This window comes from Actinoplanes sp. NPDC026670 (assembly GCF_040638175.1).
Lineage (GTDB): Bacteria > Actinomycetota > Actinomycetes > Mycobacteriales > Micromonosporaceae > Actinoplanes.
Genome location: NZ_JBEZXU010000028.1, coordinates 113,792 through 139,523, shown reverse-complemented (window position 1 = coordinate 139,523; position 25,732 = coordinate 113,792). Strand labels below are relative to the sequence as shown.

The following is a 25,732-nucleotide window of genomic DNA, read 5'->3' as shown; positions in this document are numbered from 1 at the left end:
ACGCCGTGGCGGCGGTGTTTTCCGGAGTAGTAGGGCTTCTGGTCGGCGACCCGGTCGATCGGGATCAGGGTGCCGTCGAGGATCACGTAGGCGAGTAGCCGGATCCGGATCATCGCGGTTTGGAGGTCGTCGGCGGTGGCGGCGAGCAGGTCGATGGCCTCACGGACGTATCGCCAGGCCGTGGTTACGCCGATCTCGAAACCGCAGGCCAGCCGGGTCAGGGTGTCGCCGTTACGCAGGTGCGCGAGGGCGAGCAGGGCTTGCCGGCCGGGGTCGAGGCGCCGCCACCGTGACCTGCGCTGGGCGCGGTGGGCCCGGATGAGGCCGGCGAGGTGGTTCAGGCTGCGAGTGGACAACGGAATCGAGGCAGGGTAAGACAGCACAGCGAGGCTCCCGGTTGGGGCATCGGATCTTGGTCGACTGCTGTCTTACCGGGAGCCTCGTCCTACGTGGACACCGGCCTCCCGTACTGCCCGTGACCTGCACCGTCACGATGAAAATGGCTCACGGTTACACCGACGAGTCGATCGTGATTGACACCGCGGTCGCCTCTGGTATCGCCTCGGCGGACGCTGAGGCTGGCCTCCCGCGCTTCAGCACTGTGCTGGCTGCGGTCATGCAGGCTGGCCGTGACGAGTTGGTCCGGGTTCAACCGGCGTACCCGGGGGTGGCCGAGAGTATTGCCGAGCTGCACCGGCGCGGTTTCGTGCAGACGGTTCTGACCGGGAATCTGCGGGCTGCGGCGGAGGTCAAGGTCGCTTCGCTGAACGTGCGGGACGAGTTGGACCTTCAGATAGGGGCTTACGGGTCAGATCATCGTGACCGGTTTCAGCTTGCCGCAGTTGTGGCGCGACGATACCGGGACAAGTTTGGGATCGAGTTGACGCCGGCGCGGACGGTGGTGGTGGGAGACGCCCCGAATGACATTGCGTGTGCGAGGTCTGCGGGGTTCCGGGTGGTGGTGGTCGCTCATCGGGAAAGTCGGGAGGAGCTGGCCAGCCATGGCCCGGACGCGGTGCTTGACCACTTGGACCCTGAGCTGGTCGTCGCGACGATCACCTCGCTAGTCCGGGGAGCCTGACCAGGGGCCGGGTGCTGTCAGGCCGCAGCCATACGGCGGTCCAACTCCTGCACGATCGGCTCGCTGTTCCAGCGGTTCAGCCCTTCTCGGGCGCGCCGGGCGCGTGAAATTCCACGAAGGTTACCGATCCGCTGCAGTTGCTCGTAGGTTTCCCCGAGGGTCGTGCAGGCCGCGTCGAGGTGGCCGGTGAGGGCGTAGGCGCTGGCGAGGTCGACGCGGGCGGCGAGCGCCACGTTGGTGTTGCTCTGGTCGTTATTCAGGGCGGTGGCGGCTTGTTCCAGATGGGTGACGGCGCGTGCGGGTTCGTTGAGTAGCAGGTGGCAGGTGCCTTCGTACACGTCCACGCGCGTCGGGTTCCAGTCGCTGAAAAGGCCGGTGCGGTCGTACGCGGTGATGCCGGCGGCGGCCTGCCGTGCCCGCACGAGGGCGTCGTCGGTCTCGTTACGCAGGCCCAGCGCCGCGTACGCTTGGGCTTGCTCGGCGGCGATCCTGGCCTGCGCCGCAGCGGTGAGGTGGTCAGCCGCAGTGGCTGCCTCGTCGAGCAATCGCAGCCCGGTTATGATGTCGCCGTCGGCTTGGATCAGCGTCGAGGCCCCCGAGTGCAGGTTGCTTTCGAAGATCCGTGCGGTGGCACCAAGCCGGACGCTGCCGAGTCGATCGGCAAGGCCGCGGGCGTAGGCGCAATGGGCTAGGGCCATGGAGCGGTTGCCTCGCGCGCTCCACAGCCGGCTGGCCACGATGGATGCCTCGCCGAGCATGACACCGATGTCGACTCTGATCGGATCCTTCTCTGCTTTGCGGAACAGCGTCAGTAGGCAGTCCCGGTGCGCCTCCACCAGGCTCAGCAGAGCTGCCGGCGGAACCGCTTGCCGTTGCTGGGCGAGCATGCTGGTCACGACGGAGAAGCTGTTCCAGGCGCCGCCCGCATCGCTGTCGACGTGGAGGGCATGGTCGGTGACCAGTTCGGGCACCCGCAGGTCGATATCGCTGATTGTGCTGTCAGATGCGGGAGGTGCGGCTTGGGCCGTGGCGACCGACGCCCGATCGATGTAGAAGCCGATCTCGCTGTCCCTGGCCACCAACAGCCGATCCTGTGCGGCCCGAGCAAGGTAAAGCCCGGCACTCACAACAGATCCGCCGGTCGATGAACCCGAATCCAGGCTATAACCTCGGCCGTGGCCCAGACCTTTCCGCAAGCCAGAACGGCAGCCGGCTCAGGAAAGCCACGCCGATGGCAGAGTTGGTAAACCCGTCGCCGACTGAGTTTCCCCCGCTTTGATGGAGCGGTTTTTCCTGCTACTGGTTGATGGTAAGGGTGGTCATTGCGGGTTCGGGTTGGATTGCTTGTAGCGCGTGCCAGGCGGTCTCGTAGTCGTCGGGGCTGAGGTAGCCGAGTTCTTTCTGGATGCGGTGGGTGTTGTACCAGCCGTCGATGTAGGCGAAGAGGGCGTTCTCGGCTTCGTCGCGGGTGCGCCAGCCGGTGCTGCGATAGACGAGTTCGATTTTCAATGTGGACCAGAAGTTCTCCATCAGGGCGTTGTCGTAGGAGTCACCGACGGTGCCCATCGAGGGCAGGATCCCGTTGTCGTACAAGCGATCCGCGAACCGGAACGACGTGTAGTTCGAGCCGTGGTCACTGTGGTGGATCAGTTCGCCGTCACGGACGTGCCGGGAGTAGATGCCGTATTCCAGGGCGGCGAGGATCAGGTCGGTGTCGCAGCGGTCGGAGGTCTTCCAGCCGACGATTCGGCGGGAGAACGCGTCGCGGACCGCCGCAAGCCAGAACACGCCCTCCGCGCAAGGGATACGGGTGGCGTCAGCGACCCACAACCGGTCCGGGCCGCCGACACGGAACTGCCGGTTGACCAGGTCCGGCGCCGGCTCCCGACTCGGATCCGGACGGGTGCTGGGGCCGCCGCGCCAGCCCCGCCGCAGATACGCGCCCTGCCAGCCCTGCTCGCGCATCAGCCGCTCGATGCGCTTACGCCCGACGCGGATGCCGTCACGGCGCAACTGCTGGTGGATGCGGTCGGAGCCGTACGTGTGGCCGGACGCCTCCCAGACCTCGTGAATGTTGGACAGCAGGCCGAGGTCGACCACGTCGCGGTCACAGGGCTGCTCGGCCTGCTTGCGCCAGGCGTAGGCGGTGGACTCGCCGATCTCCAGCACCCGTAACAGGAGCGCGACCGCGAAGCGGTGTGACTGTTCGTCGATGAACGTCAGGACCGTCGCCGGGTCGGGTCGAGCTCCGCCGCGAAATACGCGGACGCCGCCTTCAGGATCTCGTTGGCCCGCCGCAGTTCGGCGTTCTCCTTGGCCAGCCGGCGGTTCTCCTGCAGCATCTCGGTGGTCGGCCGGTCGGCGCGTTCACCCGCATCGGCCTCAGCCTGCCGGATCCAGTTCCGCAGCGCTTCCGGATGCACGTTCAACTGCTCCGCCAGCCGCTTGATCACCGGCTTCGGATCAGAGTCCCGGTACAGCCGGACAGCGCGTTGCCGCAGGTCATCAGGGTACTTCTTCGGTGCAGCCACGATGCTTGCCTCCCATGGCGATCACAACATGATCATGAAACTCCATGGAAGCGGGGGTGGCTCAGACTGACTTTCATGATCTTCTGAATCTCAGCCGTGCCAACAAACTCAGCCAGCCCCAACTTCTCCAGTTGCCCGGCCCCTGACTGTTGTGGTCCCACATCCATCGCTCTGTCCTCAGCATCGGTGACAACCCGGCTGTCCGGAGCAAGTCGCGGACGGCCGGGCCTATCGTCGCCGGTAGTCCAAGGGCTCACCTGCACTTCGACTACCGGCTAACCGTCAGCTTGTCCTTACGGGACGGACGGAAGAAACTCAGCCTCCGAGACGTCTCAGTATTTCCAAGCGTCAGTAGACGTCCCTGAGCATCTCTGTCATATGATAAGTTCGCGTAGACTGAGACCTCAGTTACTCAAATTCTGACGCGCGAGCGATGAATCAAGAGGTAATTAAAATTAGTATGAATGGAATTAGATTTTGAAGTTTCAAACTAGCGATCCGGATATCGCCACAATCTTTCGACGCATTCAGAAAAATGCCATTGACTTGCAGCCAGACTTTCAGAGGGGCGAAGTATGGGGGGTCGGAAAGAAGCAAAAACTAATTGATACCATTCTGCGCCGATGGCACGTCCCGCCAATTCACTTGGTCGCAAAAGGGGGCGGGAAGTTTGACGTCCTAGACGGCCAGCAACGCCTAACCGCCATTCGAGACTTTCTGGAAAATACATTTCCAGTAGATGGAACGGTCGAACCAATCGTCGACGAAATAGCCAGCCTGAATGGCCTCAAGTTTGAGGAACTCCCAGAAGATGTAAGGGACGAGTTTGAGTCATTCGCAATTCGCGTTTTCGAACTTCATGATTACACGCCAGACGAACCGCACGAACTCTTCTTCAGGCTAAATCAGCCGATGACGTTAACCGAGGCGGAAAAAGGAACGCTTTTGTCGGTCCAGCTAGGAATCAGGTGAAAGAGCTGGTCGACTGGGCAGGAAAGCGTGGGATGTCTACAGAACGTCTCGGATTCTCGAACGCTCGCATGGCTTATGATGATCTTATTGCTCGATTTCTACTAACACTTGAGCAGGGCCGACTGACAGAAAAGATAACAGCCCTGAGGATTACAGCCAGGTATCGAGCAAAGGAGCCTTTTGATGAGGCAATAATTGAAACAGCAAAAAAGTCCCTAGACCATATTCTAAATTTATCAGTCATCAACCGGACGGAGCAGCGCCTAAAATGGAACAAAGCCACCGTTCACACCTGGCTTTGCATGACTGCGAAGCTCATTCGAGAGGATGCGTTTCACGACCTTTCCCCGAGCCTTGAAGCCACGATAGAAACAATTGAACGATTGCGGGGAGCTCGAAGGTCGGGCCACAGTGGTGTTCCACTAGAGGTTTTCAACGACCGCGCAACCGCTCGAGTCGCCGACGTTTCCTCGGTTGTCCTTAGGGACTTTACCGCTTGGATGATTCTAGTTCGCGAATATTATCCGGAAGCGCCAATCAATAGCTTCCTAAGCCCCATTCCGAAAGCATGGTCTCTGCTACAAGAAATTGGCGACTCAGCTCCAGAACCGGCGCTTTCATCCTTCAGTCTAACGTCGCACTGGGGAGGGGATGGATGGTTCTGAGATTCGCGGAGAGGCAGAAGAAGCTTACTCAGCTAAAGAAGGTAAATCTCTCCGGAACATACGGTAGCGATCAATGGGTCGCCGATTTTGACGTATCTTCCTCCACGGGGCGAACAGATCTCCGGGCCCCGGTGTTCTATATTGACGCGGCTCGGGAAACGGGGGAAATTTTACGTCAATTCAGCCTAGACTCCCAAGCACAAGATCTTCTAGAGGGCTTAGATCCAGCACCATTCGATCCGGCCCTTCTTGAACTATTGGGGTATGTCCTTCGTCGAAGCTACTCAGAGTTCCTGGTGTATGAGGTTACTGCGTTCAGCGAAGAAGACGATCCTTTGCCATATTTCGCGACAGAGTCTATGGGAATCCGATATTCCCTGCCGCAGATGGGACGAGGAGAACTGTCGGCCGCGTATTTGCTGTGGAGGGTGCATTCGCTGCCTCGTGGTTCAATTGTCGTTCTAGAAGAACCGGAGAGTCACCTTGCCGCCTTCTCGCAAGAAAAACTAGTCGACTGTGTCGTTTCGTTAGCCGTTGATCGAGATCTGTGCCTTTTGGTTTCCAGCCATTCTCCCGGATTCTTTCAGGGCCTCCCTCAGGACAACGTCACATACATTACGTCGATTCCGGCACCAGCGGTGCGCTCCGGACTTCCCATTTCTCAGCTTTCTGCTCAACTTGGACTTCGGCCAAATAAGGCGGCGGTCCTCTTGGTCGAAGACCGCGTTGCTGCCGAAGTACTCCATGCAACGTTGTCGCACCTCGACCACGACCTCTTGTCTCGAGTGGATATTCGACACGTGGCCAATGGAGAGTCGGGCATTACTCGGGTCCTCGCCGAAATCCAAGTCGGCGGTTCAACTGGGGTTGAGATTCTAGGAATATTTGACGGCGATCAACGACCAGACGGATCTCCGGAGCAAGGAGCGAAAATAAACTATCTAGCCGGGGAGGAGGCGCCGGAAACCCTTCTTAGAGGACTGCTAATTCGATGGCGTATGGGAGAATTTCGGAACTGGTTACCCCCGTTGCCCGAAGGAGCAGAAGCACTCAGAATGGCACTTGAAGGGCTTGATGGCAGCGACCTGCACGACTGGATCGAGGAGCTGGGCAAAACGTTCGGTGGACTTCGCCCAATTGTCAGAGCCTCAGTTGATCTGCTGCTAGATGACACTAAGCTGAACGAGCAAAGTGTTCAGCTAGTCGGCTGGATTCGAGCGAAGATCAACGCTCAGTAGCCAAGTAGGATTCTCCACTAGCGTCCCCAGTTCGCTTTAGGTATGCGGACTGGGGTCACACGTAACAGCTCTTCGTACAAGTTCCTAGCATGCTTAGTATTTCGAAATATTCCCACAACGTATTTAGCTTACGATCCAGCCATACAATCAATCTACGCGAGGAGAAGATCTCGCGATACGATCACAGTGTGTCTACCGTCAGTGTCGGGCCTCGGACACCAATCAAAGACGCGAATCACCGGGGTTACGGCCTCGGCGATCACTGTTTCCGGGCTAGGTTGATAGGTCATCCGCAGGTCGATGCGGCTGTAGAGCTCGGCCTTGTCGCGGGGGTCGGCGTTGCGGAGTAGTCCGAGCAGGTCGTTGAACGCTTCGGCGACGGCGTCGAGTTGCTCGGCGCTCATCCGCTGCGGCGGCTCCGACCGCCTCGACCGCACCCTGCACCAGCAGCAGGCCGTGCTCACCGACTTGCCCACCGCCCGGGACCACACCGTGCCGACCATCGCCGAGTACCTGCCCCGCGTCGAGGCCGCCGCCGGATCCGGCGCCCGCCGCACCTACGGGGCGCGACCTGATCGTCAGCGCCGGTGACTCGGGGGCGATCCGGATCTGGGATCCCGAAAGCCGGTGCCGCCGTCGGCCCGACGAGCACCGGCCATGCCAGCGGGGTGTCCGCGTTGGCGGTGTCGCGCTGCCCGGAGCTGACGGACGCACGCTGATCGCCAGCGCGTACGGGGAGCTGAGGCTGTGGGGTCCGGAAACCGGTCTGGCCGGCCTGCCTCGCCCGGAAGCGGTCCGCCGGACCGGTGCCGAGGTCATCGGTACCGGCTGGTCCGGGTGGCGTTTACCCCCGTTTCCGGTGACAAGACGGCTGGACCGGGCCTGCATACGGTGACCCTGGTGAGATCTTCTCGGAGGGAGCACGGTTTGAACGGGCTGCTGTCAAACGCGGACTGTATCGGGCCGATCGCTCTGCAGGACGGGCTACTCGACGCTGTGCACACGCTTGCTGAGGCGGCCGGCGCCGACGATTTCACCGCGTTGTCGATCTGCGCCGACGTCCTGGCCCGGCGGCTGCCGCGGGCCGGCACGAAATGCCGGGTCGTGGTCACCCGGGGGCGGTTGGAGGCGGCCTGCCCGATGCCGGGCGGCCCCGATCTGAACTCCGGCTTCCGCGATGCGCTGCGGTACGCCGCCCGGTCCCGTAGTGGTGTCGGTGTCGGTGGCGCGGCCGCCGTGACGATCCTGGTCTCCCGGGCCGGTGGGCATCTGTTCGTCGAGACGACAGCCGAGTCGCCGGACGTCCCGTCGGCGCAGGCTTGGGCGAGCGCCTTCCTCGAGCTGCTGGCCGGCATGGTGCGCGATCCTGATGCGCCGATGCGGAGTCTGCCGCTGACCGGGCCGGCCGAGTCTGAGCGTGTCCGGCACGGCCTCAATCCGTACCGTAAGCCGGAGATCCCTTTCCGGACGATGGCGGAACCTTTCGAGGAGCAGGCCCGGCGGGCCCCCGACGCGGTCGCGTTGCAGGATGAGGACGGGGTCACGGTCACCTATCGCGAGCTGAACGAGCGGGCCAACCGGCTGGCCCATCACCTGAGTGGCCTCGGCGCCGGGCCCGGCACCCGGATCGGTATCTGTCTGCGGCGCGGTGTCGAGCAGATCGTGGCGATCTACGCCGCCGTCAAGACCGGTGCCACCTATGTTCCGGTCGACGCCGACCTGCCGGAGCGGCGCATTGCGTTGATCCTGGCGGACACCATGCCGCGGCATCTGTTGACCGACGCGCACTGCCGGAGCCGTCTGCCGGACGGCGACTGGGCGATCCACGACGTCGGCGGCGAGCGTGTCGGGCCGCAGTGCCCGGTGACGGACCCGGTTCTCGACGGCGAACCCGAGCCGTTGCACATCCTCTACACCTCCGGCACCACCGGCCGTCCCAAGGGTGTGGTGTCGCGGACCGCCGGCGCGCTGGCCAACATCTTCTGGATGCAGCGGCGATACCCGTTCCAGGCAGGTGACACCGCGCTCTACCGGACCTCCCCCGGCATCGACATCTCGATCTGGGAGATCTTCTGGCCGCTCTACCGGGGTGCCCGTCTGTTGATCTGCCGGCCCGGCCGCGAACGCGATCCCCGGCATCTGGCCGGGCTGGTGCGGGAGCACCGGGTGTCGCTGGTCTTCGTGGCGCCGACGATGATGCGGGCGTTCCTGGAGCATTCCCTGCCGGGGCTGCCGCGGTGGGTGCTGTGCGGCGGGGAGGCGATGAACCCGCGGATCCCGGCGGCGTTCGCGGCGGCGTTGCCGGGGAGTTCGCTGGTCAACGCTTTCGGCCCGACCGAGGCCGGTCCGGTCACCGACGACGTCGTCGATCCGGATGCGGTTGGCGGGTCGGTCCCGGTGGGCCGGCCGGCGGACAACTTCCGGGTGACCGTGCTGGACGCGGGTCTCGGGCTGGTGCCGGTCGGCACGCCCGGCGAGGCGTACATCAGTGGTGAGGTGGGTCTCGCCGACGGCTACTGGGGGCAGCCGGGTCAGACGTCGGAACGCTTCGTCGCGGATCCGTACGGTGCGCCGGGTTCGCGGATGTATCGCACCGGCGATCTCTGCCGGTACCGCGAGGACGGCTCGCTGGAGCATCTCGGCCGCATCGATCGGCAGGTGAAGGTTCGTGGGCTGCGGGTGGAGCCCGGGGAGATCGAATCGGTGCTGGCCGCGCATCCCGCGGTTGGCGACTGTGCGGTGCTGGCCCACGGGCAGCCGCTGCGCCTGCTCGCTTTCGTCGCGCCGGCCGGCCGTTGCTCGGTCGCCGATCTGGATCCCGCGGCGATCCTCGAACACGCGGCCGGGCTGCTGCCACGTCAGATGCGCCCGGAGGAGGTCCTGCCGGTGGAGTACCTGCCGGCGACGGTGAGCGGCAAGGTCGACCACGACGAGCTGATCAAGCTCTGGCTGCTGGAGATGAAGTCCGGGCATCGTCACCGGATTCCGTGACTCTGCCCTGGATACGGAACGACTTAGCGTCGCAGAAGGACTTCGATGTTTCACCGAGGGGGAAGGGCTTCCCGATCTGATGCGAACCCAATACGTGGCCGACACGGCGCTCGACGAAGACCGGCTGGCGAAAGATCTGGAGCAGACAGCCTCGTTCCCGTGGTCCGAGGCGTACAGCGACTTCGTGTTCGGCGGCGCCTGGAAGAGCTGCATGCTCTGGGCCCGGGGCGGGGACGCCGGCGACGGGGTGGTCACCAACTACGATCACGGGCTGCCCGCGAACTTCACGCAGCTCGGCGAGCAGGTGCCCTACCTGCGTGAGTTGATCACGAGCGTCGCCGATCTGGACCGGCTGAACTTCGTCCGGCTGGCCAAGGTGCAGAACAGCGTGATCATCCCGCATCGGGATCTGCTCGAGCTGAGCGACATCGCCGATGACACCCGCAACGCCCACCGGATGCACATCCCGCTGGTCACCAACGAGAACTGCCTGTTCAACCAGGGTGACACCGTCTATCGGATGCGCAAGGGCGAGGTGTGGTTCCTGGACGCGTCGGAGATCCATTCGGTGGCGGTGCTCTCCGACGAGGAGCGGATCCACCTGATGTTCGACTTCGTGGACGTGCCGTCGGACAAGCCGTTCACCGCGGTCGGGGACACCAGCGCGGACGGCGGCGTACCTCAGGACCGGACGGTGCAGAGGCCGCCGCTCAGCGGCGCCGACCGGGCCGCGTTGAAGGCTCTCGCCGGTCTGCTGACGATGGAGACGGTCAACGAGATCTTCAGCATCGTCATCAAGAAGCATTTCCGGTACGACGGCGGCGACAACTTCGTCTGGACCACCATGATCGACCTCGCCCGTGCGTCCGCCGACCCGGCGATTCTGCCGCACATCGAGTCTCTGCGGCGCCACTACACCTTGGAGCGGTCCGTCGGCTAGTACGGACCCACGATCAGAAAGGACCCCATGAAGCCGGGTGTCAGTGGTGCTCTTTCCGATCTGCCGGCCGGTGGCGGATGGGACTTCGGTGGATTCGCCTACGGCCTTGAACCTCTTCTGCTGCCTGTGGTGGGTGCCCCGGACGCCGAGCCGGTGGACGTGGTGCAGCCGGATGCGTACGCGGAGATCTGCCGGTATCTGCAGGTGATCGGCGAGGACAGTCCGCCGGTGCTCGACGTCGAGCCGGAGGATCTGTTCTGGTTCCGGTGGATCACCGGGCATCAGGTGTGTTTCATCGTGTGGCGGCTGATCGCGCAGGGTCTCGACGATCTGGCCGAGGGCCGCCGCCCGGCCGGTGAGGTGATCTCGTCGGTGAGCCGCTATGTCGACGGCTATTCGGCGATGCTGCTCTACACCGGTTCGTGCCCGCCGGATCTGTACAACGTGCTGATCAGGCCGAGCATGCGGCAACGGCACCGGGCGTTCAGCGGCAGCTGGGCGCCGGACTACTGGCCGATCCGTGACCTGTTCCGGCGCCGGCGGCTGCCCCCGATGGTGCGGGTGGACACCGGTGAGCTCACCGCGGCGATCACGATGCTGCACCGGGTGCACGACGGCGTGGCCGCGCGCCTGGTTGCCAACGGCCGGTCGCTGTTGCGGGAGGCGCAGGTCCGTGGGCCGGGTCACCGGATGGCCGGGATGATCTATGACTCGTATTTCACGACGTTGCGGGCGGCGGTGCCCAGGCATGAGGTGGTGGCGCAGTTGCTGCGGCGGCTGGTCGCCGTCGCCCAGGACGTCGCAGCGAACGGCCTGTATCCGGTGGAGGGTGACGGCGACCGGCCGCCCGAGTTGGAGACCCCTGAGGTGCTCAAGTTCGAGGGCGAGCTGGGTGACACCCTGCTGAGTGTCGCCCGGTGCGCGTGTGAGCTGTCGCCCGGACCGTCGGCGTGAGCGCCGCCGATCAGCGGGCCGTCGAGCAGGTGCACGACTTGGAACGCCGCCGCCGGCACGCGCTGGTGGCGGCCGACCTGGAGGCGCTCGACGACATGTTCGACGAGACGCTGGTGCACACCCATGCGCACGGCATCACGCACAGCAAGGCGGAGCTTTTGGAGCACACTGCGAAGCGCCGGCCCTATCTCGACATCACCCGGGGCGAGTTGCTGGTCCGGCTGATCGGCGACGTCGCGGTGGTCACCGGGCCGCTGACCAATCTGTTGCGTACGCCCGATGGCGGTGAACGTACTCTCGCCGGTGTCGCCACGCAGGTGTTGCGCCGTGATGAGAGCGGCGGCTGGCGGTTCGTGAGTTTCCAGATGACGCCGTACGCCTGAGCACAGACGATGGGGGCGGTCCCGTGTGGGACCGCCCCTGTCGTCTGTGCGAATCCAGCCCAGCGCCCGGCTTTACGGCCAGGCGAGGCAGAACGGGTGGCCGGCCGGGTCGGTGTAGACCCGGAATCCGGTGCGCGCGGCCGGGTCGTCGAACGCCTTCACGAGCTGTCCGCCCAGTTCGAGGACCTGCTCGTGGGTGGCCTCGAGGTCGTCGACGTAGAAGTCCAGGTGGACCTGCTGGGACCAGCCGTTGTCCGGCCAGGTCGGCGGCACGTGGTCGGGGGCCAGCTGGACGGCGAGGTGCCAGTCGCCGTCCACCCAGACGTTGTGCCAGGTGTCCTTGGCCTCGACGGTGCCGGTGAGCAGCTCTGCCCAGAACGTGCTCTCCGCTTTGATGTCCGCTGCCTCGAAGACGATCGTCCGGCGTGTCAGTTTCACTTGGCATCCTCTCGTTTCATGGTGCTGGTGTGTTCCGCCGCCGACTCGATGTCCGGGCGGTTCCAGAGCATCGGCGTGTCCTGCCCGGTGCGCCAGAGGTCCACCTGGTCGGTGTAGTTGCGGTGGAAGGCGTGCCCGCTCGCGCCGGTGAGCTGAATCCAGCGCGAGCCGTTCAGGTCGGCGAGGTCGGTGATCATGCGCATCGAGGGCACGTAGGTGACCTCGTAGCCCTGGATCGTCGTCCAGCTGGTGGCGTTGACGATGCCGCCACCGCCGCCGGCCGGTACCGGGCCACGGTTGAAGAGCATCTCGACCGGGGTGATCCCGGACTGTCCGAGTGAGCCGTTCTCCAGGGCGAGGGTGTGCAGGTCGCCCCAGCGCCATTGGCGGGGGTTGTCGCCGAGCCGGTCGGTCAGTTCCTGTTCGGCGTCGTTCATGGCGAGCGACAGCATGTCGTTCATCGTTTCGGTGCCGGGGGTGCGCTTGTCGTCCCACCACGGTGACCCGGGTTCGGCCAGTAGCGGGCGCAGCGTCTCCCAGCCATCGTCGCCGGTGCCGGGCATCCGGCCGGTGGGCAGCTCGTCGAACGTACGCAACATCAGGTGCCGGAGGGTCGCGTTGTAGAACGCGGCCGCGGCGGCGGAGGTGGCAGGTGTCTCGGCGGGTTGCTGGAAGTCCCATCCCCGCAGCAGGTCGCGGGCCGCGGCTACCTTTTCGGTGCCGGCGGCGAGCGGTGCGGCCAGCAGCGCCGGGACCAGGGTGGGCGCGAAGCCGTTGTAGTTGTCCATCTGGATGGCGCGCATGTCGTCGACTGTCAGTTTTCCGCGCGACGCGCGGTCGGTGATCAGGTCGGCGATGCGGTGGCTGCGGTAGCCGTGCGACCAGTCGTTGGTGATGAGGTACGGGTACTGCGGGCCGGTGGCCGCCTGGTTGGCGGTGACGATCATCCCGTCGTCGGGGTTGTACTCGTTGGGCAGCGCCGGGAACGGGATGGTGCCGGTCCAGTCGTATGCCGGGTCCCAGCCGGGTGCGGGCCAGCGGCCGTCGCCCATGCCGCGGACCGGGATCTTGCCCGGCGCCTGGTAGCCGATGTTGCCGTCGACGTCGGCATAGATCAGGTTCTGGGCGGGGGCGTCGAACAGTGCTGCCGCCGCCCGGAACTCGGTCCAGTTCGACGCCCGGTTGAGGTCGAACATCGCGTCGATGGTGCGCCCGGGGTCGAGTGCGGTCCAGCGCAGCGCGACAGCGTAGGGCTGGGCGGCGGCCGGTGCGGGCACCCCGGGGGCGCCGGCGTCGAGGCTCGGCGTGGGTGCCGGTGAGAGCTGGGTGTACGGCGAGGCGGAGGGGTCGAGCGGTGGGCGGGCGGCGATGGCGAGGATGTCGGACATCCGATCGGAGAGCAGCGGCCCGTGTTTGGTGGAGCGGACCTTGACGGTCACCGGTTCCCCGCCGGCCACCGTGATGGTCTCGTCGCGGATGGTCAGCGGCTGCCAGGTGGTGCCGTCGAAGTACCGGTCGTCGTCGATCTTCTCGATGTAGAGGTCGGTGACGTCGGCGCCGAGGTTGGTCAACCCCCACGTGATCCGGTCGTTGTGGCCGATCAGCAGGCCCGGCAGGCCGGCGAGGGAGAAGCCTGCGGCGTTGTGGCCGCAGCTGCAGTGCAGTCCGTTCTGGTACCAGATTCCCGGCAGCGACGGTCCGAGGTGCGGGTCGTTGGCGAGCAGGGGTTTGCCGGAGGCGGTCAGGTCGCCGCTGACCACCCAGGAGTTCGAGCCGACGCCGGTGCCGGTGACACCGAGCCGGCCGGGTAGCGCGGTGATCCGGGCGCGGAGGGCGCTGATCGTCGGTGCCGCGTCGTCGCGCCAGGCCGGGTCGGTGGTGCCGCCTCCGCGGCCCGACGAGTCTCCCGCGGGTGCGCCTTTTGCCGCGAATACACCGTTGATGATTGAACCACCGGCGACGATAGGGGCGTTCCGGTCGTAGGGATATACCGGGAACAGCTGCTCGATTTGGGTACGAGTCAGTCCCTGTCCGAGCAGGACGGAGCGGTCCATTTCCGAATAGATGTTGCCGACCAGGTCCCAGGCCATCGCCTTGAGTAATGCGATGGAGTCGATGGGACTCCACGGTTCGACGGTGTAGCCGGGGTTCTGCAGACCGAGGAGCGCATACTCCAGGCTTTTGGCTCCAGAAGCCTCAGCACCGCCATTGTCCGACATCCACGCATTGACGCCCGATGCGTACGCCTCAAGGTTGGCACGTGCGTCGGGGGTGAGCAGTTCCCATTCGCGCTCGGCGACTGCATGCCAGCCCAGGGTGCGCAGGAACGCGTCGGTGGGGACCTCCGATGGGCCGAACATTTCGGCGAGGCGCCCGGAGGTGAGGTGACGCCTGAAGTCCATCTCCCAGAAACGATCCTGAGCATGCACGTACCCCTGGGCCCGGAAAAGGTCCAATTGGTTCGATGCGTACAAATGGGGAATCCCATAATCGTCCCGGTAGGCAGTCACTCCCGACATCAGACCCGGCATAATGATCACAGAGTCGTAATCGGGAAAGCTGCGGCGAATGACCCACGCAAGTACGGCCGAAACGGTCAGCACCACGACCAGCAGGGCAGCCAGGGACCACTTCACCGCCCGCCACAGGCGAGGGCGACGACGTGTCCTGCCAGCCGACCCGGGTGGATCCGGAGGCGCCTCGACAACCTGGCCGTCCAGAAAGTCGTCACGCTTCAGGTCCTGATCTGACATGTGTACATACCTGCCTTGCGCCGGGTTTCACGCGGGTCGACCCATCGTGTTGCCCTCATCGAAATCCCGGCATGTCACCGAATCTGGGGACCCGAGATCCGAAACTCGCCAACCCCTGCTTGTCTGCAGGTCTCCGGCCGGCGGTCACCCTCCCAGTCCCCTGAAGCAGGGACCGGCGAGCGTGATGCACGCGCTGCTAGCTTGGGGCTACAGCAAGTGATCTTCTTCGACCTGTCCCGGCCCATTCCGGCCGGGATACACGCATGCGTTCTTCGTCCGAGCGAGGAACGCAGGCCGAGCGTCGATCGCGCGGCACAACCACCCGGGGGCCCTAGTGATCAGGACCGACATCCTCATCAGCTCACCTGTCTTCCTGGTCGGGCTGGTGCACACCTTGACCGACGCCGGGATCGCCATCGTCTCGTCACGGACCTCGCCCCTCGAGGAGCCGTCCTGGCTGGCCGACATCATCCTGGTCGACGTCGATGCGTTGTCCCCTTCGGACAGCCTCGATCAGATCACCGACGCCGCGAAGAGCACGGCCGTGCTGGTCCTGGACAACGAGGCCGGCTCGAACAGCGCCGACTACCTGCGCGCCGGCGCCTCGGGAGTGGTCAGCAAACGCGAGCCAGGTGACCGCATCGTCGACGCAGTGCGCGCTGTCACCTCCGGCTGCCTCTACTGCCCCGGTGAGCCCGAGACTCCGGCCCCCGCGGAACGCCCCGACCTCGCCGGGTACCACCTGTCCGAACGCGAGGAACAGGTGCTCCGGCAGATCTCGCGCGGGCTCACCCACGGACAGATCGCCACGCGGCTCGGCATCAGCCCGCACACGGTCGACACCTACGTCAAGCGCATTCGCGCCAAACTCGGCGTCGGAAACAAGGCAGAGCTGACCCGCGCCGCGCTTCTCGGCCGGATGGCCCCGGCTCCCCTCGCACAGAGATCGGCGTGACCGCGCGACCACTGCCCTGAAGGAGCGCCGCAGTGACCACGACGGTGCCACCCCGCATGCCCACCGCCGTGGACGTCCTCGCTCCGGTCGCCGCGGCACTGCGCGCGTCCGGCGCCGGCGACCGCTCCGTGCTCACGCCCGGCCTGCTCGTGCCGGACGACACCGGCTGGATCCCGGCGACCCAGCTGATCGACGGGCCGGAACTTCCCCGGCTGCTGGCCGCCGCCCGGGTGCACTGGCGGGCGTCCCCGCACGCTGCGGCGGCCCTGGTGTGGAAGTCCTACAGCTACTGGGTCACCCTGCCGGCCGTGCTCGGCTGGGCTTCGGCCCACCGGGTGCCACTGGTCGCGCCGGGTGACGTCCTGCTGAAGCCGGACGATGACGGCGTGATCCCGGTGATCGGGCTGCGGCCCTCGATCACCATCGCCGTCGCGCCCGACACCCCGCGGCCGTTGTCCGAACTGCCTCAGGTGCACCGGGCGGCGAGCGAGACCGAACTGCTCGAATTGCTGCGCTCCTCGCTGCTCGACGCGCATCTCGGGCCGATCGTCGACCGGCTCCGGCGCGAGGTGCGGATCGGCACGCGCACGCTGCTCGGCTCGCTGGCCTCGGGTGTGGCCACCGGCGTCCTGCGTGCGGCGCACATCCTGCCGGGCACTGCCGCCGAGCACATCGCCGCGCTGACCGAGGCGCTGGGGGTGGCCGATCTGATCGAGCTGGTGCCCGGCTCCAACGGGCGGCCGGCGCTGCGCCGCAAGACCTGCTGCCTCGGATTCACGCTCCCGCAGCCGAGGGTCTGCTCCGGCTGCTGCATCACCTCGGCTCAACGATCCTGAGATCGGCAACCCCGGGAAACCACGAACCCCGCCGCCGCTGTCGCGGCCGGCGGGGTCTCGCGGGTCTCGCTACCGGGCTCGGGCCAGGAGTTCACCGACGGCGCGGCCGGGCTGGGCGATCATGGCGCGCAGTACGCTCTCGTACTGCTCCAGGAATCCGGCGACTGTCGACGCGTCGAACAGGTCGGCGTTGTACTCCAGCAGCACCGTGATGGTCTCGTCGTTGCTCGCCGTCGCCGCGCCGTCCTGGAAGCGCTGTTCGGCGTGCGGGATGATCACCGCGTTGAGATCGAACTTGGCCGACCCGTTGTGCGCGTCCAGCACCTCCAGCGTCACGCCGGGCAGCCGCAGGTCGGGCATCGGTGTGTCGAGGAAGCTGAACATCACCTGGAACAACGGCATGTGGCTGACGCTGCGGACCGGGCGCAGCTGTTCCACCAGTTTGTCGAACGGCATGTCCTGGTGGGCGTACGCGTCGAGGCACGTCTCGCGGACCCGGCCGAGCAGTTCTGCGAACGTCGGCTCGCCGGACAGATCGGTCCGCAACAGCACGGTGTTGATGATCATGCCGATCAGGTTCTCCAGCTCGGGCCGCTGCCGGTTGGCGATGCCGGCGCCCAGGACGATGTCGTCCTGCCCGCTGAGCCCGTGCATCACCGCGACGAACCCGGTGAACATGCTCATGAACAGCGTGACGTCCTGCTGCCGGCCGAGCCCGCGCAGTCCGCGGGCGAGCTCGCCGTCGATCTCCAGGATCTCCTGCCCGCCCCGGGTGGTCAGCTTGCGGGGGCGGGGACGGTCGGTCGGCAGTTCGAGCAGCGGCGGCGCGCCGGCCATCCGTTCGCGCCAGTACGTCAGCAGTGACTCCAGCCGTTCCCCCTGCATCTGGCGGCGCTGCCAGACGGCGAAGTCGGCGTACTGCACCGGCAGGTGGGGCAGGTTCGCTTCGCGGCCGACGCTGCGGGCCTCGTACAGCTCCAGGAAGTCGCGGAGGAAGACGCCCTGCGTCCAGCCGTCGTGGATCAGGTGGTGCTCGACCACGACCAGCACGTACTCGTCGTCGGCGAGGCGTACCAGGTTGACCCGCAGCAGTGGCCCGGTGACCAGGTCGAACGGCTGCTGTCCGGCGGTGCGCACGAATTCGTCGAGCCAGGTGTCACGGTCACCGGCCGGCAGGTCACGCCGGTCCACCAGCGCGACCGGGATGCCCTTGGGCTCCAGGACCACCTGCACCGGCTCGCCGTCGATGTCGGGGAACACGGTCCGCAGGATCTCGTGGCGCACCTCGAGGTCGGCCAGCGCCGCGGTGACCGTCGCCAGATCCACGTGCCCGCGCAGCCGCAGCGCCCGGGGCACGTTGTAGTTCGTGCTGCCCGGCTGTAGCTGGTGCAGGAACCAGATCCGCTCCTGAACGAACGACAGCGGCAGCGGTTCGTCGCGTGGCGCCGGCGGCACCGGCGCGACCCGGCTCACCGGGCTCTGCGCCACCCGGGCGGCGAACGCTGCCAGGGTCGGCGCCTCGAAGATCACCCGCAACGGGAGGTCGACGCCGAGCTGGTGGTTGACGTGGGCGAGCATCCGGGTGGCGAGCAGCGAGTGCCCGCCGAGGGCGAAGAAGTCGTCGTGCCGGTTCACCTGCGGCACCTCCAGGACCGTGCACCAGATCGCGGCGAGGTCGTGCTCCTGCGGGGTGCGGGGCGGCTCCCCCGGCGCCGAGGCGTCCGGGGTCATCTGGTCCGGGCCGACCGGCGGCAGGCCGGCGTAGTCGATCTTCCCGTTCGGGGTCCGGGGCAGCGCCGCCAGCGGTACGCACCACGCCGGCACCATGTACCCGGGAAGCACGGCGCGCAGTGCCGCGCGCAGCTGCGCGCCGTCGACCGACGCCGGCGTGACGTATGCCAGCAGCTGGCCCGGCCGGCTGTGCCGCACCACCGCCGCGTCGGTCACCCCGGGCAGGCGCCGCAACGCCGTCTCCACCTCGCCCGGCTCGACCCGATACCCGTTGAGCTTGATCTGCCGGTCGGCGCGGGCGACAAAGGTGATCGCGCCGTCCGGCAGGTAGCGCGACAGGTCCCCGGTGCGGTACAGGCGGGCACCGGCCGGCCCGAACGGATCGGCCACGAAACGCGCCGCGGTCAGCGCCGGCCGGCCCCGGTAGCCGTACGCCAGCCCGGCGCCGCCGAGGTACAGCTCGCCGACCACGCCCACCGGCACCGGCCGGAACTCGTCGTCGAGCAGGTAGGCCCGGGTGTTGGTGACCGGTCGCCCGATCGGCGCGCCGAGACCCGGATCGGCGCCGGTCAGCTCGCAGGTGGTCGCGACGATCGTGGCTTCGGTGGGTCCGTACGTGTTGATCAGCCGGACCCGGCTGCCGACACGCTCGTGCCAGAGCGCGACCCGCTCGGGCAGTGCCCGCTCCCCGCCGATGACCACCAGCCGCAGGGTGCCGGGCAGTTCGGCCTGGCCCTCGCCGAGGGCGGCGACCAGATCGTGCCAGTACGCCGTGGGCAGGTCCAGCACGGTCACGCCGGCGGTGGCGCAGGCGTCGAGGAACGTGGCCGGATCGGCGAGCATCCGGTCGTCGCGCAGCACCACCCGGGCGCCGCGCAGCAGGGCCGGGAAGATCTCCTCCGCACTGGTGTCGAACGCCACCGAGGCGAACTGCAGCACCCGGTCCTGCGGCCCGATGCCGTACTGCTCCGCGGCGTGCAGCGTGAAGTTGACCAGCGATGCGTGCGACACCTCCACGCCCTTGGGCTCGCCCGTCGACCCGGAGGTGTAGATCAGGTATGCCACGTCGGTTCCGCTGACAGCCGGGTCGCCGGTCGCCGGGGCCGGGTCGTCGTGGCCGTCGACGAACAGCACCGGCGCCTCGACGCCGGACACCTTCGCCGTCAGATCCGAGTGGCTGAGCACCACCGTCACGCCCGCGTCCGCGAACGTGCCGGCGATCCGGCCGGGCGGGATCATCGGGTCGACAGGCACGTAGGCGGCACCGGCCCGGAGCACGCCGAGCAGCGCGGCGACCAGGTCGGGGCTGCGGTCCAGCACGATGCCCACCCGGGCGCCGGGCCCGGCTCCGGCGGCCTGCAGCCGGGCGGCGAACCCGGCGGCCCGCTCGGACAGGGCGGAGTAGGTGATCGTCTCGGCACCTGCCTGCACCGCGACGTCGTCCGGAGTGCGGCGCACCTGTGCGGCGAACAACTCCGGCACGCACGCGGCGGACGGCTCACCCTCGGTGGCGTTCCACTGCCGTACCGCCCGGTCGTGGTCCTCGTCGGTGACCCGCGGCAGACCGCCCAGCCGGACACCCGGATCGGTGGCCGCCACCTCGAGCAGGTCGGTGTACTGCCGGACGAACCGTTGCGCGGCGGGCAGGTCGAGGACGTCGTCGCGGAATCGTAGCGACCCGTGCACGGTGTCGCCGAGATCAGCGAACGCCAGTTCGAGGTCGAACGCGGCGTCGCGCTGGTCGACCGGAAGGGACTCGGCCCGCAGGTCGCCGAGTTGCCGGACGACACCGCCGTGGCCGAGCATCGTCGCCGCGAACGCGGTGGCGTCGCCGGGCGCCGGCCGGTTGAAGACGAACATCGCCTGGAAGAGCCCGTACCGGGGCATGGTCAGCTGTTCGGCGAGCAGCGCACTGGGCAGGTCCTGGTGCTCGATGGCGCCGATGACCTGTGCTCGCGCCTGCCGCAACAGCTGCCGGAACGTGTCAGTGCCGGTGGCGCGGCTGCGGATCAGCACCGGATTCATCAGGTAGCCGACGACGCTGTCGGCGCCGGGCCGGGCCCGGGCGGCGAGCGGAGTGCCCACCACCACGTCGTCCTGGCCGGTCAGCCGGTGCAGCAGGGCCTGATATCCGGCCAGCAGCAGCACGTTCACGGTGACGCCTTCGTCGACGGCGCGCTGCCGGAGCCGGGCGAGCAGCTCGCCGTCGAACCGGAACCGGTGCACGCCCGCGGTCTGCGCGGTTCCGGACGGGTTGCGGGCCGGCAGCTCCAGGCGTGGCACGCCAGCGCCGTACTGCTGTTTCCAGTATTCGAGCAGCTCGCCGCCGGCCGGTGGGGTGCCGCCGACCTCCGGGACCGGCGGCAGCGTCTGCCCGGTGTAGAGGGCGGCCAGCTCCCGGGCGAGGATCGTGGTGGACCAGAAGTCGGTGGCGATGTGGTGCGCGGTCACCAGGACGGCGTGCTCGCCGGAGCCGAGACGGTAGAGGAACAGCCGGACGAGCGGGCCGTCGGCCAGATCGAACGGCCGGTTGGCGTCAGCCGCCAGCCGGGCCGGCAACAGCTGCGGATCCACCTCGGACCGGATGATCTCGCCGCCGGTCCCGGGCAGGCGTACCGGTTCGCCGTCGACGAGCACGAAGTTGGTGCGCAGCCCGGAATGGCGGTGCAGGACGGCGTCGAACGCCGTGGTGAGGGCGGCCTCGTCGAGTGGACCGGTCAGCCGGACGGCGGCCGCCGTCGTGTGTGCGGTGCTGTCCGGTTCCAGTCGATGCAGGAACCACAGCGCCCGCTGCCCCGGCGACAACGCCGACGACGGCGCCGCGGCCGGCGCGGGCTCGGCCACCGGTCGGACGGCGGGCGCGTCGAGCTGCTCGGCCAGGCGGCCGGCAAGGTCGGCCAGCGTGGCGCCGGCGAGCACGTCGGCCAAGGGGAGCACCACACCGAGTTCCTGTTCGACCCGCTGCCCCAGCTGCTGCGCCGCCAGCGAGTCGAGTCCGGCAGCCAGCAGCGCGGACTCCGGCGCCAGGTCGGCTGCGGCGATGCCGCAGGCGTCGGCCGCCCATCGGCGCAACGTCTGGACCATCAGCGCGGTACGGTCGTCGGCCTCGGCGGCGAGCAACTGCTCACGGCCGGCCGCGGGCGCGCCCGCGACGGTCTCGCCGCGGCCGGTCTCGTTACGGCCGAGTTCGGGCAGGTCACCGGCGAGCAGCCGGGTGCGGCAGGCGGCCCGCTGCACCTTGCCGCTGGACGTCTTGGGCAGCGCGCCGGGCGGGATGAGCACCACCAGTGCGACCTGCACGCCGTGCTGCTCGGCGACGCCTCGCCGGATCTCGCCGGCGACCGCGGTGACGTCGAGGCCGGCGACGGCGGCCTGGGTGACCTCGTGGACCAGCACCACCCGGTCCGTACCGTCGTGTTCCACCGTGAACGCGGCCGCGCAGCCGGGCCGCAGCGCCGGGTGCGTCCGCTCGGCGGTCACCTCCAGATCCTGCGGATAGTGGTTGCGGCCGCGGATGATGATCAGATCCTTGAGCCGCCCGGTGACGATCAGCTCGCCGTCGCGTACGAAGCCGAGGTCGCCGGTACGCAGCCAGTTCTCGTCGCCGGCGCCGGCGATCCGGGCGTGGAAGACCTCGTGGGTCTCGGCCGGCCGTTCCCAGTAGCCGGCCGCCACGCTCGGGCCGCGCAGCCAGATCTCGCCGACCCGGTCCGGGGCGCGGCGTTGCCGGCTCTCCGGGTCGACCACCGCCACCTGCTGGCCGGCGGCGACCGGGCCGCAGCTGACCGGTCCCCCGGCGGGTCCGGGCGCCACCTCGCCGCGCCCGAGCGCCGCCGGATCGACGTCGCCGGCGGTCGAGGCCAGTGACCCGCCGCTGACGATGAGCGTCGCCTCGGCGAGCCCGTAGCAGGGCAGGAACGACTCGGCCCGGAACCCGGCCGGGGCGAACGCGGCAGCGAAACGTTGCATCGTGGACCGGCGGACCGGCTCGGCGCCGTTGAACGCCACCTGCCAGGTGCCGAGGGACAGCTGCGCCCGCTGCTGCTCGGTCGTCCGGCGGACACACAGGTCGTAGGCGAAGTTCGGGCCGCCGGTCATCGTGATGCCGAACTTGGACACCGCCTCCAGCCAGCTCTGCGGCCGGCGCAGGAAGTCGAGAGGAGACATCAGCCAGATGGGCAGTCCGGCGAAGAGCGGCTGAAGGACACAACCGATCAAACCCATGTCATGGTACGGCGGAAGCCAGCTCAAGCCACGGGTCTGCGGTGTGGTGTGGAAGAACTCCTGGATCAGCCGCGAGTTGTGCAGCAGATTGCCGTGGGTGAGCATCACGCCCTTGGGTGTCCCGGTGGATCCCGACGTGTACTGCAGCATCGCGGTGCTCCCCCGGTCGGCTGCCGGCCGGGTCCAGTCGTCGGCCGCCGCGCCCGGAACGCCGTCGGTCGCCAGCCACGGCAACCCCAGGTCCGGCAGCCCGTCGGCGAGCCCCCGCAGTGACTCGGTGGTCAGCACCGCGGCCGGCCCGGCGTCGGCGATGATCGACAGCAGACGGGGCAGGGTCCGTTCGAAGCGCATCGGGTCGGGCGGGAACGCGGGCACCGCGATGACGCCGGCGTACAGGCAGCCGAAGAACGCGGAGACGAAATCCACCCCGGGCAGGTAGAGCAGCAGCGCCCGGTCGCCGGCCACCAGGCCGGCCTGCCGCAGCCGCACGGCGATGGCGCGGGCGGTACGGTCGAGTTCGCCGTACGTCCTGGTGGTCTCGACGTCGAGATCGCCGTCGAGGAAGACGTAGCCCACCCGATCCGGCTCGTGCACCGCCCGCCAGCGCAGCAGCCACGCCAGGGTGGTCACCTCTCCGGCGCTGCCCGCATCCGGAAAATCGAACCTCGCCACAGTTGCCCCCTGCTCCACGAACACGCACGGATTCGACCCGAAACTACTTCTGAGCTGTTCATTCGTGGTGTCACATGAAGCAGGGATGGTTGCACCCACGGCGGCATCGCAAGCTCGACTCACTGACCATGAAAGGAGCCTCCACATGCGGTTCAACAGCCGGGTCACCGGCACCATGGACTCGCCGATCGGTGCGGCGTACGAGGCACTCGACCAGCGGACCGGCAAACGCGACCTGCTCGACCTGGCTCAGGCCGCGCCGCAGTACCCGACCGCGCCGGTCGTCGCCGACCGGCTCGCCGCGGTGGCCCACGACGCCCACGGCGGGGACTACACCGAAATCGCCGGGATGCCGCGGCTGCGGGAGGCGTTCGCCGCGGAGGTCTCCGGCGCCTACCGGGGCCGGGTGAACGCCGCGCAGGTGTTCGTGACGGCCGGCTGCAACCAGGCCTTCTGCCTCGCGGCATCGGCGCTCGCCGAGCCCGGCGACGAGATCATCCTGACCCTGCCGTTCTACTTCAACCACGACATGTGGCTACGCACCCAGGGCATCGTCCCGGTCCACCTCGAACCGGGACCCGACCTGATCCCGACGCCGGAGGCGGCCGAGGCGCTGATCACCGCGCGGACCCGGGCGATCGTGATGGTCTCGCCGGGCAATCCGACCGGCGTCACCGTGCCGCCGGAACGGATCGCCGCGCTCGGCGCGGTGGCCGCCCGCCACGGCATCGCCTTCATCCTGGACGAGACCTACCGGTCGTTTCGGGGCACCACCGAACCGGCGCACCACCTGTTCGCCGACCCGGCGTGGGACCGGACCCTGGTGAGCCTGCACAGTTTCTCCAAGGATCTCGCCATCCCCGGTTACCGCGTCGGTGCCGTGGTCGCGTCACCGGCGCTCGGCGTGCAGATGACCAAACTGCTCGACTGCGTGGCGATCTGCGCACCCCGGATCGGGCAGGAGGCGGTGCTGGCCGGTCTCGCCGAGGCCGGCTCGTGGCGCCAGGAACGGGCCGCCGAGGTGCACCTGAAGCAGCAGTGGTTCGCCGCGGCCATGGCGGACCGGCCGGGCGGGTTCGAACTGCTCTCGGCCGGCGGGTTCTTCGGCTGGGTACGCCACCCGTTCGCCGGGGTGCCCACCGCCGAGGTGGTACGCGACCTCGTCGTGGAGTACGACACCCTGGTCATCCCGGGCACCGCGTTCCTGCCCGACGACCGGGGCACGCTGCGCGTCAGCGTCAGCAACGCCGACCGCCCGGCGATCGTGGACTTCGCCGGGCGGCTCGCCGAGTTCGGGGCGACTCGGCCGGCTTCACTCAGTAGATGACGCGGTTGTCCGGAGCCGGCCGCCACGCGCGTGAGCCGCGCAGGTTGCGGGTGATGTTCAGCCGCTTGAGCCACCGGTCGGTGCCGTCGTAACGGGCGCGGAACGACTTGCGCCCGTGCACCGCCCGGAAGTTGTCGACGAAGACGAGATCGCCGGGGCGCAGGGCCACTCCCCGCATGTGCGTCTCGATCTGCTCGCACAGCCCGTCGAACGCCTTCGCCGAGCGGTCCGGCCAGCCTTCGGTCTTCATGTGGTACGGATCGAGCGCCATGTACGGGTCCTGCCGGTCGCCGAAGAGCACCGGACGCTTCTCCGGATCGTCGTTCCACGACTGGATGAGCGCGAAGCTGCGCTGCCGGAGACGGTCGATGACCGGATCACCTGTGGACACCGAGGTGTTCTCCGGGCGGTGCGAGTTGTCCGGCATCTGGGTGAACTCCGCCTCGTAGAGCGCCTCGGTGTCCAGCGCTGACCAGTCCAGGTCACCGGCGTCACAGATCACCGTCTCCACGTCGTCCGGGTTCTTCAGGCACATCAGCGCCACGTAGTCGCCCCGGCAGGGATGGAAGGCGTCCTCGGTGTGCCAGGACAGGTGCTGCAGGCTGTTCGAGCCGATCTCGTAGTTCTCGTGTCCCTTGATCGGGAGCACGTCGTGCATGATCCGCCCGTCCTGCTGGGTCGCCCAGCCGAACACGTCACCGAGGCGGGACCCGCAGAGCAGGAAGAAGATCTCCAGCGGAAAGGCCCGGGAGCCGTACTGGCTGTCCCGCCAGTGCTCCGGGGTCGGCCCGATGGTCTTCTCGTCGACGTCGAGACCGGACAGGAGGCAGACGGCCGACGGCTCACCGAGCCGGTACTCCTCGAGGAACGTCAGCAGCCGGGCCGGGAGTTGCCGGGCCAGCACCGGCGCCCGCCTGATCAACTCGGGATTCTCAATGGTGTCGTACGCCGCGGCGAGCTCGGTCAACATCGGTGCGAACTCGGCGTTCTCCTGCGGCGTCAGCGCGAGAGTGTGCACGCGCGTCTCCCTCCTGCTCTCAG

At 67.6% G+C, this 25,732-nt stretch carries 21 protein-coding genes; 12 read left to right on the top strand and 9 right to left on the bottom strand.

What is annotated here, in order from left to right:
• The coding region (locus AB0E94_RS26615) for a transposase family protein (protein ID WP_360330950.1) at positions 1 to 383 on the bottom strand (383 nt) is incomplete at its 3' end.
• A 92-nt stretch (positions 384 to 475) separates the two neighbouring features.
• On the opposite strand from AB0E94_RS26615, the gene AB0E94_RS26610 reads away from it, so the two are divergent.
• Positions 476 to 1,081, top strand: coding sequence for an HAD family hydrolase (locus AB0E94_RS26610; protein ID WP_360330947.1), 606 nt, complete (start codon positions 476 to 478; stop codon positions 1,079 to 1,081).
• A 17-nt stretch (positions 1,082 to 1,098) separates the two neighbouring features.
• Here the strand turns inward: AB0E94_RS26610 and AB0E94_RS26605 are convergent, their stop codons facing one another.
• The 3 genes from AB0E94_RS26605 to AB0E94_RS26595 form a co-directional block, all read right to left on the bottom strand.
• The gene (locus AB0E94_RS26605; RefSeq protein WP_360330962.1) at positions 1,099 to 2,160 is read right to left on the bottom strand and encodes an XRE family transcriptional regulator; all 1,062 of its coding nucleotides are present in this window, start codon (positions 2,158 to 2,160) and stop codon (positions 1,099 to 1,101) included.
• A gap of 217 nt (positions 2,161 to 2,377) precedes the next feature.
• Positions 2,378 to 3,259: an IS3 family transposase gene (locus AB0E94_RS26600; protein WP_360330959.1), complete on the bottom strand. Its 882-nt coding sequence runs from the start codon at positions 3,257 to 3,259 to the stop codon at positions 2,378 to 2,380.
• Positions 3,260 to 3,300: 41 nt separating this feature from the next.
• Positions 3,301 to 3,612 carry a transposase gene (locus tag AB0E94_RS26595; RefSeq protein ID WP_360330944.1) on the bottom strand — a complete coding sequence of 104 codons (312 nt, stop codon included), beginning with the start codon at positions 3,610 to 3,612 and terminating at the stop codon, positions 3,301 to 3,303.
• Positions 3,613 to 4,089: 477 nt separating this feature from the next.
• On the opposite strand from AB0E94_RS26595, the gene AB0E94_RS26590 reads away from it, so the two are divergent.
• From AB0E94_RS26590 to AB0E94_RS26580, 3 genes are read left to right on the top strand one after another with little or no spacing between them, the layout of a single operon-like run.
• Positions 4,090 to 4,584: a DUF262 domain-containing protein gene (locus AB0E94_RS26590; protein WP_360330941.1), complete on the top strand. Its 495-nt coding sequence runs from the start codon at positions 4,090 to 4,092 to the stop codon at positions 4,582 to 4,584.
• Positions 4,581 to 5,249 carry a hypothetical protein gene (locus AB0E94_RS26585; protein WP_360330938.1) on the top strand — a complete coding sequence of 223 codons (669 nt, stop codon included), beginning with the start codon at positions 4,581 to 4,583 and terminating at the stop codon, positions 5,247 to 5,249. Before AB0E94_RS26590 ends, AB0E94_RS26585 begins: the two co-directional genes overlap by 4 nt.
• Positions 5,240 to 6,487: an AAA family ATPase gene (locus tag AB0E94_RS26580; RefSeq protein WP_360330935.1), complete on the top strand. Its 1,248-nt coding sequence runs from the start codon at positions 5,240 to 5,242 to the stop codon at positions 6,485 to 6,487. The genes AB0E94_RS26585 and AB0E94_RS26580 overlap by 10 nt, the downstream gene beginning before the upstream one ends.
• Positions 6,488 to 6,639: 152 nt before the next feature.
• Here AB0E94_RS26580 and AB0E94_RS26575 read toward each other — a convergent pair whose 3' ends face one another.
• Positions 6,640 to 6,891, bottom strand: coding sequence for a hypothetical protein (locus AB0E94_RS26575; protein ID WP_360330932.1), 252 nt, complete (start codon positions 6,889 to 6,891; stop codon positions 6,640 to 6,642).
• 52 nt (positions 6,892 to 6,943) lie between these two features.
• Between AB0E94_RS26575 and AB0E94_RS26570 the strand changes: the two genes are divergently transcribed.
• The 5 genes from AB0E94_RS26570 (at position 6,944) to AB0E94_RS26550 (ending at position 11,755) form a co-directional block, all read left to right on the top strand.
• The gene (locus tag AB0E94_RS26570; protein WP_360330929.1) at positions 6,944 to 7,078 is read left to right on the top strand and encodes a hypothetical protein; all 135 of its coding nucleotides are present in this window, start codon (positions 6,944 to 6,946) and stop codon (positions 7,076 to 7,078) included.
• A 336-nt stretch (positions 7,079 to 7,414) separates the two neighbouring features.
• Positions 7,415 to 9,478: an amino acid adenylation domain-containing protein gene (locus AB0E94_RS26565; protein ID WP_360330926.1), complete on the top strand. Its 2,064-nt coding sequence runs from the start codon at positions 7,415 to 7,417 to the stop codon at positions 9,476 to 9,478.
• Between the two features lie 79 nt (positions 9,479 to 9,557).
• Positions 9,558 to 10,418 carry an aspartyl/asparaginyl beta-hydroxylase domain-containing protein gene (locus AB0E94_RS26560; RefSeq protein ID WP_360330923.1) on the top strand — a complete coding sequence of 287 codons (861 nt, stop codon included), beginning with the start codon at positions 9,558 to 9,560 and terminating at the stop codon, positions 10,416 to 10,418.
• 27 nt (positions 10,419 to 10,445) lie between these two features.
• Entirely contained in the window at positions 10,446 to 11,372 is a 927-nt protein-coding gene (locus AB0E94_RS26555) for a hypothetical protein (protein ID WP_360330920.1), read from the top strand.
• On the top strand, positions 11,369 to 11,755 hold the full coding sequence (locus AB0E94_RS26550; protein ID WP_360330917.1) for a nuclear transport factor 2 family protein: 387 nt from the start codon (positions 11,369 to 11,371) through the stop codon (positions 11,753 to 11,755). Before AB0E94_RS26555 ends, AB0E94_RS26550 begins: the two co-directional genes overlap by 4 nt.
• A 72-nt stretch (positions 11,756 to 11,827) precedes the next feature.
• Here the strand turns inward: AB0E94_RS26550 and AB0E94_RS26545 are convergent, their stop codons facing one another.
• The gene (locus tag AB0E94_RS26545) at positions 11,828 to 12,193 is read right to left on the bottom strand and encodes a VOC family protein (RefSeq protein ID WP_360330914.1); all 366 of its coding nucleotides are present in this window, start codon (positions 12,191 to 12,193) and stop codon (positions 11,828 to 11,830) included.
• Entirely contained in the window at positions 12,190 to 14,829 is a 2,640-nt protein-coding gene (locus tag AB0E94_RS26540) for a penicillin acylase family protein (RefSeq protein ID WP_360330912.1), read from the bottom strand. The genes AB0E94_RS26545 and AB0E94_RS26540 overlap by 4 nt, the downstream gene beginning before the upstream one ends.
• Positions 14,830 to 15,280: 451 nt before the next feature.
• On the opposite strand from AB0E94_RS26540, the gene AB0E94_RS26535 reads away from it, so the two are divergent.
• The gene (locus tag AB0E94_RS26535; RefSeq protein WP_360330909.1) at positions 15,281 to 15,901 is read left to right on the top strand and encodes a response regulator transcription factor; all 621 of its coding nucleotides are present in this window, start codon (positions 15,281 to 15,283) and stop codon (positions 15,899 to 15,901) included.
• Between the two features lie 32 nt (positions 15,902 to 15,933).
• Entirely contained in the window at positions 15,934 to 16,737 is an 804-nt protein-coding gene (locus AB0E94_RS26530; RefSeq protein ID WP_360330906.1) for a hypothetical protein, read from the top strand.
• A 69-nt stretch (positions 16,738 to 16,806) separates the two neighbouring features.
• Here AB0E94_RS26530 and AB0E94_RS26525 read toward each other — a convergent pair whose 3' ends face one another.
• The gene (locus AB0E94_RS26525; RefSeq protein WP_360330903.1) at positions 16,807 to 23,364 is read right to left on the bottom strand and encodes an amino acid adenylation domain-containing protein; all 6,558 of its coding nucleotides are present in this window, start codon (positions 23,362 to 23,364) and stop codon (positions 16,807 to 16,809) included.
• A 145-nt stretch (positions 23,365 to 23,509) separates the two neighbouring features.
• Here AB0E94_RS26525 and AB0E94_RS26520 point away from each other — a divergent pair, with 145 nt between their 5' ends.
• Positions 23,510 to 24,691 (top strand): aminotransferase, encoded by a 1,182-nt coding sequence (locus tag AB0E94_RS26520; protein WP_360330900.1) that lies wholly within the window; start codon positions 23,510 to 23,512, stop codon positions 24,689 to 24,691.
• Here the strand turns inward: AB0E94_RS26520 and vioC are convergent.
• Positions 24,681 to 25,709, bottom strand: coding sequence for an arginine beta-hydroxylase, Fe(II)/alpha-ketoglutarate-dependent (gene vioC, locus AB0E94_RS26515; RefSeq protein ID WP_360330898.1), 1,029 nt, complete (start codon positions 25,707 to 25,709; stop codon positions 24,681 to 24,683). The two genes, AB0E94_RS26520 and vioC, sit on opposite strands and share 11 nt — an antisense overlap.
• Positions 25,710 to 25,732 lie beyond the last annotated feature (23 nt).